Annotated in this window: 11 protein-coding genes; all 11 read right to left on the bottom strand. The window is 71.1% G+C overall.

Translation table 11 applies throughout. The features are described from left to right. Nucleotides 1–46: 46 nt before the first annotated feature. Entirely contained in the window at nt 47–1063 is a 1017-nt protein-coding gene (locus tag GTY47_RS29655) for an asparaginase (RefSeq protein WP_010044002.1), read from the bottom strand. Between the two features lie 32 nt (nt 1064–1095). Then, complete coding sequence (locus GTY47_RS29650; RefSeq protein WP_010044000.1) at nt 1096–2538, bottom strand: amino acid permease; 1443 nt, start codon at nt 2536–2538, stop codon at nt 1096–1098. After that, entirely contained in the window at nt 2535–3212 is a 678-nt protein-coding gene (locus GTY47_RS29645) for a FadR/GntR family transcriptional regulator (RefSeq protein ID WP_029181459.1), read from the bottom strand. The genes GTY47_RS29650 and GTY47_RS29645 overlap by 4 nt, the downstream gene beginning before the upstream one ends. 164 nt (nt 3213–3376) lie before the next feature. Continuing rightward, nucleotides 3377–4213: an undecaprenyl-diphosphate phosphatase gene (locus GTY47_RS29640; RefSeq protein WP_010043997.1), complete on the bottom strand. Its 837-nt coding sequence runs from the start codon at nt 4211–4213 to the stop codon at nt 3377–3379. 72 nt (nt 4214–4285) lie between these two features. Then, on the bottom strand, nt 4286–4633 hold the full coding sequence (gene crcB / locus GTY47_RS29635; protein ID WP_010043995.1) for a fluoride efflux transporter CrcB: 348 nt from the start codon (nt 4631–4633) through the stop codon (nt 4286–4288). Beyond that, a complete protein-coding gene (locus GTY47_RS29630; protein WP_010043992.1) occupies nt 4630–5010 on the bottom strand; it encodes a DUF190 domain-containing protein in 381 nt (126 codons plus the stop codon). Before GTY47_RS29630 ends, crcB (GTY47_RS29635) begins: the two co-directional genes overlap by 4 nt. Continuing rightward, nucleotides 5007–5468: a fluoride efflux transporter CrcB gene (gene crcB, locus GTY47_RS29625; RefSeq protein WP_010043991.1), complete on the bottom strand. Its 462-nt coding sequence runs from the start codon at nt 5466–5468 to the stop codon at nt 5007–5009. Before crcB (GTY47_RS29625) ends, GTY47_RS29630 begins: the two co-directional genes overlap by 4 nt. A gap of 169 nt (nt 5469–5637) precedes the next feature. Next, nucleotides 5638–6597: an SMP-30/gluconolactonase/LRE family protein gene (locus GTY47_RS29620; protein WP_010043990.1), complete on the bottom strand. Its 960-nt coding sequence runs from the start codon at nt 6595–6597 to the stop codon at nt 5638–5640. A 58-nt stretch (nt 6598–6655) separates the two neighbouring features. Beyond that, the gene (locus GTY47_RS29615; protein WP_010043989.1) at nt 6656–6913 is read right to left on the bottom strand and encodes a helix-turn-helix domain-containing protein; all 258 of its coding nucleotides are present in this window, start codon (nt 6911–6913) and stop codon (nt 6656–6658) included. Between the two features lie 183 nt (nt 6914–7096). Next, nucleotides 7097–8656 (bottom strand): arabinogalactan endo-1,4-beta-galactosidase, encoded by a 1560-nt coding sequence (locus GTY47_RS29610; RefSeq protein WP_010043988.1) that lies wholly within the window; start codon nt 8654–8656, stop codon nt 7097–7099. Between the two features lie 112 nt (nt 8657–8768). Beyond that, on the bottom strand, nt 8769–10790 hold the full coding sequence (locus tag GTY47_RS29605; protein WP_010043987.1) for a beta-galactosidase: 2022 nt from the start codon (nt 10788–10790) through the stop codon (nt 8769–8771). Nucleotides 10791–10853 lie beyond the last annotated feature (63 nt).

Genomic DNA, 10853 nt, shown 5'->3' with positions numbered 1-10853 from the left:
GCCACAGGGGATCCGCAGCCGCCGGACGGGAGAACCCGGCACGTCGTCAGGCGCGGGCAGCACCGGCGAGCGGCTCCAGCGAGCGAACGGGCCGCACCCGCCCGACCTCCCGGCCACCGCCCAGCAGCGGCTCGCCCTGGAACTCGGTGAGCAGCTCCGGGTCGACGCCCGCCCGGGCCAGCGCGGCGGCAGCCACCGGCACCCGGGCCCGGTTCGCACCATCCGCGATCTTCACCGCGACGGCCCGCCCATCGGCCAGCGCAGCTACCTGCACGCCCTCGAACCCGTCCTTGGACAACAGCCCTGGCACGGCCCGCATCAGCGCGGCGACGTCCCGGCCGGAGCCGGAGGCCATCTCGGCGTGCTCGCGCATCGCGTCGGCGACGCGGGCCTCGGGCGTGCCCGGCGCAGCCGAGGCGATCCGGGCGGTGGCCCGGGCGAGGCCGTGCAGGGAGATGGAGAACAGCGGCGCGCCGCAGCCGTCGACGGTCACCCCGGCGATGCGCTGCCCGGTGAGGTCCTCGACGATCTCGGCGACGGCCTGCTGGAGCGGGTGGCCGGGGTCGAGGTAGTTCTCCAGCGGCCAGCCGTTGAGGGTGCAGGTGTAGAGCATGGCCGCGTGCTTGCCGGAGCAGTTCTGCGCGAGCCGGGAGGGCAGCCGGCCCTTGTGCACCCAGGCGTCCCGGACGACCGGGTCGAACGGCAGGTCCGGGACGTTGCGCAGGTGGTCCTCGGTGAGCCCGGCGAGTTCGAGGATGCGCCGGGTGCCGGCGAGGTGGCGTTCCTCGCCGGAGTGGCTGGCCGCGGTCAGCGACAGCAAGTCGCCGTCGAGCGGTAGTCCGGCCCGGGCCATGGCCACGGCCTGGACGGGCTTGATCGCGGAGCGGGGGTAGAAGGCGGCCTCGATGTCTCCGATCTGGAGCTGGACCTCTCCGTCGGCGCCGAGGACGACGACGGAGCCGTAGTGGATGCCTTCGACGATTCCGCCGCGTATGAGGTGGGCGACGGGTGCGTGGACGGGTTCACGGACCAGGGGTGCGTCCGCGAGGGAACTGCTGTGCATCACTGCCTGCTTCTCGTGGAGCGGCGCGTCTCTCACGCGTCGGCTCCGGTGGTGGACTTGCGCGCGATACGGCCGCGGATGGCGAACCATCCGGCGACCAGTGCCCCGACGATCAGCGGCAGGCACAGCACGGTGGTGCGTCCCGCGCCGCCGTCGGCGTACATGAGGACCAGGACGGAGGCGAGGAACGCCAGCGTCACGATCTCGGTCCAGGGGGAGCCCGGCAGCCGGTAGCCCGGGCGGGTCAGCTCGCCCTTCTGGGTCTTCTGCCAGAAGAGGAGGTGACAGATCATGATCATGCCCCAGGTGGCGAGGATGCCGATCGCGGCGAAGTTCAGCACGATCTCGAACGCCTCGGCGGGCACGACGAAGTTGAGGCCGACGCCCAGGACGCAGATGCCGCTGGTGAGCAGGATGCCGCCGTAGGGGACCTGGCTGCGGCTCATCACCGAGGTGAACTTGGGCGCCGATCCGGCCATGGCCATGGAGCGCAGGATGCGGCCGGTGGAGTACAGGCCGGAGTTGAGGGAGGACATCGCGGCGGTGAGGACGACGAGGTTCATCACACCGCCGGCCGCCGGGACGCCGATGTTGGACAGCACCGTGACGAAGGGGCTCTCGCCGGCCGTGTACTTGTTCCACGGCAGCAGCATCGACAGCAGGACGACCGAGCCGACGTAGAAGAGGCCCACGCGCCACATGATCGAGTTGATCGCCTTCGGCATGATCTTCTCGGGGTTCTCGGTCTCGCCGGCCGCGACGCCGACGAGCTCGACGGAGGCGTAGGCGAAGACGACGCCCTGGATGATCAGCAGCATGGGCAGCAGGCCGTGCGGGAAGACGCCGCCGTTGTCGCTGATGAGGGACGGTCCGGGGCTGTGGCCGTCGACGGGGTGCTGGGTGACCAGCAGGAAGATGCCTATGCACATGAAGACGACGAGTGCGCCGACCTTGATGATCGCGAACCAGAACTCCAGCTCGCCGAAGATCTTCACCGAGATCAGGTTCACGGTGAGCACGACCGCCAGCGCGATGAGCGCGATCACCCACTGCGGGATGTCGGAGAACATGCCCCAGTAGTGGGTGTAGGTGGCCACGGCGGTGATGTCGGCGATGCCGGTGGTCGCCCAGTTGAGGAAGTACATCCAGCCCGCGGTGTAGGCGCCCTTCTCCCCCATGAACTCCCGGGCGTACGACACGAAGGCGCCGGAGGAAGGCCGGTACAGCACGAGTTCGCCGAGGGCGCGGACCACGAGGAAGGCGAAGAGGCCGCAGACCGCGTACGCGATGAAGAGGGAGGGGCCGGCGTCGGCGAGGCGGCCGCCGGCGCCGAGGAAGAGGCCGGTGCCGATGGCGCCGCCGATGGCGATCATGTTGACGTGCCGGGACTTCAGGGACTTGCTGTAGCCCGCGTCTCCGGCGTCGACATGGCCGATTCGTTTCTGCACGCCTTCGTGCAGGGACTGCTCGCTCACGCCTCGGGTCCGCCTTCCGTGGGGGTGTCCGTGCGCGAGGGGCGCACGATGTCGGTGAGGGTCGTCTCGACGCGGTCGAGGTGGTGGGCCATGGCCTCCACGGCGTCGTTCTCGGAACCGTCGATCAGCGCCTCGACGATCGCCCGGTGCTCGCGGTTGGACTGCTCGCGGCGGCCGCCCAGCTCGTTGAGGAAGGCGGACTGGCGGGCCAGCGCGTCCCGGATCTCCTCGATGACCCGGCGGAAGACCGGGTTCTGGGCGGCCTCGGCCACGGCGAGGTGGAACAGCGTGTCCATAGCGACCCAGGCGGTGGTGTCCGTCTCCTGCTCCATCCGGTCCAGCAGGTGGGCCAGATGGTCGAGGTTCTCCGGGGTGCGGCGCCGGGCCGCGTACCCGGCGACCGGGATCTCGACGTGGCGGCGCACCTCCAGCAGGTGGCTGGCCGAGTAGTCACCGAAGGTGGGGTCCTCGACGGTGCTGGCCACGACGAAGGTGCCCTTGCCGGTCCTGGAGACGGTCAGCCCCATGGTCTGGAGCGCCCGCAGCGCCTCGCGCAGCACGGGCCGGGAGACCTCCAGGGTGCGGCACAGCTCCGCCTCGGAGGGGAGCTTGTCGCCGATCGCGTAGTCGCCGCGCTCGATGGCGCCACGCAGATGCGCCAGCACCGCTTCCATGGCGCTGACGCGCCGCACGGGCTGTCCGGCTGTCCGGCTGTCTGACAGGTTCACGGTGGCGATCCTGCGGGTCGCGGGAGGCGCCTGTCAAGGGGTCGCAACGAAACGTTCAGGGGGCCGGAAGCCCGCGTTCACGCTCCCCGCCCCCTGGTCCCTGCGGCCGGTCAGCTGGTGAGCACACCCGTCCCGAGCAGGCCGAACAGCAGCACCCCCACGACGATCCGGTAGATCACGAAGGCGTTGAACGAGTGCTTGGCGACGAACTTCAGCAGCCAGGCGATGGAGCCGTAGGCCACCACGAAGGACACGATCGTGCCGACGGCGAGCGGGGCCGCGCCCACGCCGGTGCCCAGGGCGTCCTTGAGTTCGTAGAGGCCGGCGCCGGTCAGGGCGGGGATGCCGAGGAAGAAGGAGAGCCGGGTGGCGGCGACGCGGTCCAGGTCGAGGATCAGCGCCGTGGACATGGTGGCGCCGGAGCGGGAGAAGCCGGGGAAGAGCAGGGCGAGGATCTGGGAGCTGCCGACGAGCATGGCGTCCTTGAAGGAGGTGTCGTCCTCGCCGCGCTTGTGCCGGCCCATCTGGTCGGCCGCCCACATCACCCCGCTGCCGACGATCAGCGAGCCGGCCACCACCCAGAGCGAGGCGAGCGGGCCCTGGATGAGCGGCTTGGCGGCGAGTCCGACGGCGACGATCGGGATGGTGGCGTAGATGACCCACCAGGCGAACTTGTAGTCGTGGTGGTAGCGCTCCTCGCGGTGGAACAGGCCCCGGCCCCAGGCGGAGACGATCCGCACGATGTCCTTGAAGAAGTACACGAGCACCGCGGCGATCGCGCCGACCTGGATGACGGCCGAGAACCCGATCACGGCGTGGTCGTCGACGGGGATGCCCATGAGCCCTTCGGCGATCTTCAGATGGCCGGTGGAGGAGACGGGCAGGAACTCGGTCACCCCCTCGACGGCTCCGAGGACGACGGCCTGACCGACGTTGATGACGCTCATGGGATCCAGTTCTGTGCGGGAAGAGGCGGGCGCGGAGAGGACCGTCTTACTACACGCGGGCGAGAACGGATCTCACAGACGCGCGAGCGTCACCCCCGCGAACGCCGCCCCGAGACCGGCCGCCAGGCTCGCCGTCACATTGAGGACGGCGTAACCGCGGGCCCCCGTCTCCACCAGGCGCAGCGTCTCGTAGGAGAACGTCGAGTACGTCGTCAGGGCCCCGCACAGACCCGTGCCGAGCAGCAGTTGGACGTGTCCTGCGACGCCGGTGAGCAGGCCGAGGATCAGGCAGCCGGTCACGTTCACCGCGAAGGTGCCCCAGGGGAAGACCGAGTCGTGCCGGGACTGGACCGCGCGGTCGGTGAGGTAGCGCAGCGGGGCGCCGACCATCGCGCCCCCGACGACCAGCAGCCAGTTCACAACGACCTCTTACCCTTCACGTCCGTTTCACCCGGAGTGTCCTCCCGGCCGGTGTACCTGATGACCTCGCAGTCGTCGAGGGTCACCAGGCCCTCGGTGACGAGTTCGTCGAGCTGGGGCAGGAAGGCCCGGACGCGTGGCTCGGTGTCGACGATCACGACGGCGACCGGCAGGTCCTCGCTCAGGGACAGCAGCCGCGAGGTGTGGATCAGCGAGGAGGCGCCGAACCCCTCCACGCCCCGGAAGACGCTGGCGCCCGCGAGGCCCGCCGCATGGGCCCGGTGGACGATCTCCGAGTACAGGGGCTTGTGGTGCCAGGTGTCGTTCTCGCCGACGAAGACGGTCAGGCGCAGGGCCCTGCCGGTCAGCCGTGTCATGGCTGCCTCCACTTCAGGACACGGCGGGTCGACCAGGCCGCGAGCCACACCGCCGTGAGCGCCGCGAGCGGGGTCGCGGCGAGGTAGGTCAGGCCGGTGCGGACGTGGCCGCTGTCGGCCAGCTTCTGGATGTCGACGGCGTAGGTCGAGAAGGTCGTGAAACCCCCGAGCACGCCGGTGCCGAAAAAGGGGCGGACCAGGCGGTGCGCGGCCCGGAACTCTGTGATGACCACCATGAACACGCCGATCACGGCGCAGCCCGCGACGTTGACCCAGAAGATCGTCCAGGGGAAGCCACCCGTGTGCGCGGGCCACCACAGCGACGCCGCGTAGCGGGCGGCGGCCCCCGCTCCCCCGCCGAGCGCCACCACCGCAACGACCGGTGCCTGGGCGCGCCAGGCGGAGGGGTGTGGGTCAGCGGGCCGGATGCGGAGGCTTTCCGCCTCGGGGGCCGTCATGGTCGTCCGTCTCCTACTCGCCGGGGCCCGGGATCGTGCGGGCGCGTGCCGTCGCAAGTAGGGACCGTTGGCGGCGTCCGTGCCGCGGTTCGGGTACGGCGGGCCCCACCGCCGCGCCGCGAGAGGTGTCGCGGCCGGGGTTCAGACTAACCCCCGTGGCGAACCGGCGTCACTTCGGGACGGGTGCCTCGCAGACCGCCACGCCCGGCTCCCAGAGGCTGCCCAGCACGAGGTGCCCGGCCGCTTCGCACACGCTGGTGACCATCCGGTATCCGGCGTGGCGGCGGGCGAGGTGGTGGACGACGCGGCCCGCGTCGTCGAAGGCCAGGACCGCGATCGTGCCGGTGGGGCGGAAGGGAGCGCGCACGGCCATGCGGCCGGCGGCGCGGCGGACCGCTGGTGCGCTGCGGTGGAACAGGTCGAGGGCGGGGACGCGGGGCCCGGCCAGCGCGACCCAGACCGGTCCGTCCGGGGCGCCGCGCCAGAGGTTGTCGGGCATGCCCGGCAGGTTCTCGGCGAAGGGCTCGCTCCGGCCGGCCCCGGGCCCGGTGAGCCGGTAGCGGATGAGCCGGCGGGCGCCGGTCTCGGCGACGACGAGGAACGACTCGTCGGCTCCGGCGGCGAGCCCGTTGGTGAACTGGAGGCCGTCCAGCACCACCTCGGGAGTGTCCGCGCCTGGGGCGAGGCGCAGCAGGCGCCCCGTCCCGGTGTGCTCGACGATGTCGCTGATCCAGTGGTCCAGGGGGTGGCGGCGGCTGGAGACGGTGAAGTACACGCTGCCGTCGGAGAGGGACACGACGTTGCTGGCGAACCGCAGCCGCTCCCCCGCCACCTTGTCGGCGAGGACGCGGACGGTGCCGTCGCCGGTGCCGACGCGCAGCAGTCCGCGTTCGGCGTCGCACACCAGCAGGTCGCCGTCCGGGAGGAGTTCGAGCCCGAGGGGCCTGCCCCCGGTCTCGGCGAGCACCTCGGTACGGGCCGTCACCGGGTCCCCCAGGCCGTCCAGGCGCAGGATGCGGCCGTCCGCCAGGCCGGTCAGCACGCGGCCGCGCGGGTCGGCGACCACGTCCTCGGGGCCGGGGCCCACCGCGACGTAGTGGCGCGGGAGGAGTGCCGTGGGACGTTCCATCGCGTGCGTGTCCTTCACCGTCGGAGGGATGCCGCTGGGTTCCGCTGTACCGGGTCGCCTACCAGCCCTTCTCAAACATCCGGGCCACCTCTGCGATCCGCATCTCGTCGCGGTGGTAGTGCACGCGGCCGGCGGACCGGCTGGTGCGCAGCATGCCGGTGGCATGGAGCAGCCGGAGGTGGGTGACGGCGACCGGGCGGGGCATCGAGAACCTCTCGGCGACGGCGTCCGCGGTGACGCCGTGTGCGGCGGGGCCGGGTTCCTTGAGCCAGGCCAGGATGCGCAGGCGCGTCTCGTCCGTGGGAGTCCTCAGCATGTCGTGCCCCTGCCTCGCGGCTCTGGTCGTCTGCCCCCTCTTCCCACTGTCTCGCAGTCGAAGCCGCCGCGTCCCGGACTCGGCGTCCTTGACCGATACCGGACCGACGTGGGTTCACGGGTGAGTTCGGGAACGGGCGAGGGCCCGGCCGCGGGTGTGCGGCCGGGCCCCCTCCCCGTGTGGTCAGCGGTGGCGGAACCAGGACATCGACGAGAGTGCCCGGTCGTCGTAGCCGAACAGCGCCTGGTTCTCCCAGGCGTTGCCGGAGGAGGCGTCGGTCGGGTCCCAGCCGTTGCCGTTCACGGCGGTCCAGGTGGCCTCCCAGTAGAAGATGCCGAGGCCGCGGCCGTTCGGGACGGCCTCCACGATGCTCGCCACGTCGTTCATCCACCGGGTCTGGCCGGCCACGCTCGCCGGGTAGCCGGAGACCAGCTCGCCGCTGGTGTCGATGATGTTCTGGTGCGAGTCCTCGCTGTCCAGGCGGAACGGATAGGCGGTCTCGGCGACGAAGACCGGCTTGCCGTAGCGGGCGGCCGCGTCGTCGAGGGTCGTCTGGAAGTCGGCCAGCGTGCCGTGCCAGTAGCCGTAGTACGACAGGCCGATCGCGTCGAACTTCACGCCGTGGGAGCGCGCGCTGTCGAACCACCAGCGGGTGCCCTCCAGGTCACCGCCCTCGGCGAGGTGCAGGGCGACGGTCGTGTTCGCGTTGACCGCCTTGACCGCGTCGTAGCCGGAGTTGAGCAGACCTGCCAGCTGCGTCCAGTTGGAGGTCGATCCCTCGTTCCACAGCATGCCGCCGTTGATCTCATTGCCGACCTGGACCATGTCGGCGGTGGTGCCCTGCGCCTTCAAGGCGTTCAACACGTCGTAGGTGTGGTTGTACACGTCGGTCTTGAGTTGACTGTACGAGTGCCCGGCCCAGGCGGCGGGTTTGTCCTGGCGGCCCGGGTCGGCCCAGAAGTCCGAGTAGTGGAAGTCGACCAGCAGCTTCATGCCCTGCGCCTTGACGCGCTTGGCCGTGGCGAGGACGCGCGCCTTGTTGTTGTAGCCGTCGGCCGGGTTCACCCAGACCTTGAGGCGCGCGTAGTTCATGCCGGACGACTTGAGGATCGCCAGGGCGTCGCCGGCCGTGCCGGAGCTGTTCCGGTAGACGCCGCCCTTGGCCTCGCTCTTGGCCAGCGAGGAGATGTCGGCACCCTTGATCGACGTACTGGACGTGCCCGACGTGAAGGTCAGGTCGTCGACATTGATCCAGTTGCCCGCGTTCGCGTCACTGTTGACGCTGATCGTGCACTGGTTGTTGCTCACATTGACCGGCACGACGATCCGGATCCACCCACTGGCCGAGACCGGCAGGTCGGTGCGCTGCTCGGCTCCGCCGCAGTTCTTCAGCGCCATGTACGCGGACTTCTGTCCGCCGCCGGAGCGCACCCATGCGGTGAGTTTGTAGGTGCCGTTGGTGAGTCCGGACAGGTACTGGTACGTCTCCACCTTGTAGGCGGTGGAGGACCAGTGGCTGAGGCGGTAGCCGCCGCCGTGGCCGCCGGACTCGGTGAACGAGGCGCCGGTGTCGCCGTACTCGGACCAGCCGCCCGGTGTGGCCGCGCCCGCGCCGTCTGCCTCGAAGCCGCCGTTGGTGAGCGTGCTCGCGGCGTGGGCGGAGGTGGCGGGCAGGGCGGTGAGGGCGAGCCCCGCCGCGAGCGGGAGCAGCAGGGTTCTGAGCGTGCGTCTGGGATGGAACATCGTCGTCCGTCGTCCCTTCGACGTGGGGATTGGGGGTGCCCCTCGCCCGTAGGTGAGGCGAGAGAGCCCCTCCGCCCGCGGCTCGTGGCTCGCGCGGGCGGAGGGAGTCGGTTCAGCCGTCGAGCCGGACGACCCGGACGGCTCCGGCCGGGACCGGCAGCCGGCCCACGGCGCGTTCACCGGTCAGCAGCTCGGTGCCGGGGGCCTCCAGCGGCACCTTGGCGTCCGAGCCGGTGTGGTTGACGGCGAACAGGTAGGTGCCCGACTCGCCGGTGCGGCGGACCACTTCGACGTCCCGGGGCAGGTCGGCGCGCGGGGCGAGCCGCGCGTCCTCGACCGCCCAGCCGAGCAGCGCGTCGAGACCGTCGGCTGCCAGCCGGGTGGAGACGTACCAGGCGGTGCCCTCGCCGCGGCGGTGCCGGGTGACGGCGGGCCGCCCCGCGGTGAGGCCGTCGGCGTACGTCAGGACGGTCTCGGCGCCGCGCGGCACCACGAACTCCGTCCACACGTCGGCGCCCAGCTCGGATCCGTCGGGGCCGCTGACGCGCACCCGTTCGCCGGGCAGCAGCGGCGAGAACTCCTCGACGGTGAGGCCGAGGACGTCCCGCAGCGGGCCCGGGTAGGCGCCCTCGTGGACGGCGTCGTGCTGGTCGACGATGCCGGAGAAGTACGAGACGACCAGCGTGCCGCCGTTCTCGACGTAGGCCGTGAGGTTGTTCCCAGCCGCCTTCGTCATCAGGTACAGGGCCGGTACGACGACAAGGGGATACCTCGACAAGTCGGCTTCCGGGTGGGCGAAGTCGACGGTGAGGTGGCGGTCGTAGAGGGCCTCGTAGAAGGCGTCGGCGCGCTCGCGGGCGTCGTGGTCGACGCTGGGGCGCCAGTCGAGGTTCTGCGCCCACCAGGAGTGCCAGTCCCACAGCACGGCCACGTCGGCTTCGGTGCGGGTGCCGCGGATCTCGCTCAACGCGTCGATGGACGCGCCGAGTTCGACGACCTCGCGCCACACACGGGTGTCGGTTCCGCCGTGCGGGACCATCGCCGAGTGGAACTTCTCGGCGCCGCGGCGGGACTGGCGCCACTGGAAGAACATGGCGCCCTCGGAGCCGCGCGCCACGTGCGTGAGGGAGTTGCGGGCCATCTGGCCGGGGGCCTTGGCGGGGTTGCGGGGCTGCCAGTTGACACCCGAGGTGGAGTGCTCCAGCAGCAGCCAGGGCGCGCCGCCCGCGACGGAGCGGGTGAGGTCGGCGGCCATCGCCAGGTTGACGTGGGTGCGGCGGCCGTCGGTGATGAGGTAGTGGTCGTTGGTGACAATGTCGACCTCGCGGCCCCAGGCCCAGTAGTCGACGGAGTCGCACTGGCTCAGCGCCGTCATGAAGTTGGTGGTGACCGGGACGCCCGGTGAGAGGCGGTGCAGGATGTCCCGCTCCGTCACGAAGTTCTCGCGCATGGTGGCGTCGGCGAACCGCTTGTAGTCCAGCGCCTGGCCGGGGTTGACGGCCGCGGGGGTGAGCCGGGGCGGGTTGATCTGGTCGAAGTCGGTGTAGCGCTGGCCCCAGAAGGCCGTGCCCCAGGCTTCGTTGACCGCGTCGACCGTGCCGTACGTCGTCGCCAGCCAGCGGCGGAAGTGCGCGGCGCACGAGTCGCAGTAGCAGGCCGAGACGGGGACGCCGTACTCGTTGTGCACGTGCCACATCGCCAGGGCCGGGTGGTCGCCGTAGCGTTCGGCGAGCTTCGTGGTGACGGCCGCGGCGGCCACCCGGTAGTCGGCGTTGCTGTGGCAGATCGCCGCGCGGGAGCCGAACTCGTAGCGCACGCCCTCGCGGGTGACCGGCAGGGCGTCGGGGTGGGCCCGGTAGAACCAGACGGGCGGCACGACGGTGGGGGTGCCCAGGTCGACGCGGACGCCGTGCTCGTGCAGCAGGTCCAGGAGCCGGTCGAGCCAGCCGAAGTCGTAACGGCCGGGTGAGGGCTCCAGCAGCGCCCAGGAGAAGATCCCGACACTCACCATGGTGACGCCGGCCTCCCGCATCAGCCGGACGTCCTCCTGCCAGACGCTTTCCGGCCACTGCTCGGGGTTGTAGTCCCCACCGAAGGCGAGCCTGGTGAGGCCCCTGGGGGTGGTCTCCGGCATGGATGGTCTCCCGGTCGATCGATCAAATGGGAACGTGCACACACAGTGAGGCAGTGCAGAGCC

It is taken from the genome of Streptomyces sp. SID5464 (assembly GCF_009862985.1).
Lineage (GTDB): Bacteria > Actinomycetota > Actinomycetes > Streptomycetales > Streptomycetaceae > Streptomyces > Streptomyces chartreusis_D.
The sequence above is the reverse complement of the archived record's forward strand: the minus strand, read 5'-3'. Positions and strand labels throughout refer to the sequence as shown.

Excerpts from the sequence above, each read along its gene's own strand:
- GTY47_RS29655 (WP_010044002.1), bottom strand. The coding sequence starts at position 1,063 with ATGCACAGCAGTTCCCTCGCGGACGCACCCCTGGTCCGTGAACCCGTC.
- GTY47_RS29645 (WP_029181459.1), bottom strand. The coding sequence starts at position 3,212 with ATGGAAGCGGTGCTGGCGCATCTGCGTGGCGCCATCGAGCGCGGCGAC.
- GTY47_RS29640 (WP_010043997.1), bottom strand. The coding sequence starts at position 4,213 with ATGAGCGTCATCAACGTCGGTCAGGCCGTCGTCCTCGGAGCCGTCGAG.
- GTY47_RS29630 (WP_010043992.1), bottom strand. The coding sequence starts at position 5,010 with ATGACACGGCTGACCGGCAGGGCCCTGCGCCTGACCGTCTTCGTCGGC.
- crcB (WP_010043991.1), bottom strand. The coding sequence starts at position 5,468 with ATGACGGCCCCCGAGGCGGAAAGCCTCCGCATCCGGCCCGCTGACCCA.
- GTY47_RS29620 (WP_010043990.1), bottom strand. The coding sequence starts at position 6,597 with ATGGAACGTCCCACGGCACTCCTCCCGCGCCACTACGTCGCGGTGGGC.
- GTY47_RS29615 (WP_010043989.1), bottom strand. The coding sequence starts at position 6,913 with ATGCTGAGGACTCCCACGGACGAGACGCGCCTGCGCATCCTGGCCTGG.
- GTY47_RS29610 (WP_010043988.1), bottom strand. The coding sequence starts at position 8,656 with ATGTTCCATCCCAGACGCACGCTCAGAACCCTGCTGCTCCCGCTCGCG.
- GTY47_RS29605 (WP_010043987.1), bottom strand. The coding sequence starts at position 10,790 with ATGCCGGAGACCACCCCCAGGGGCCTCACCAGGCTCGCCTTCGGTGGG.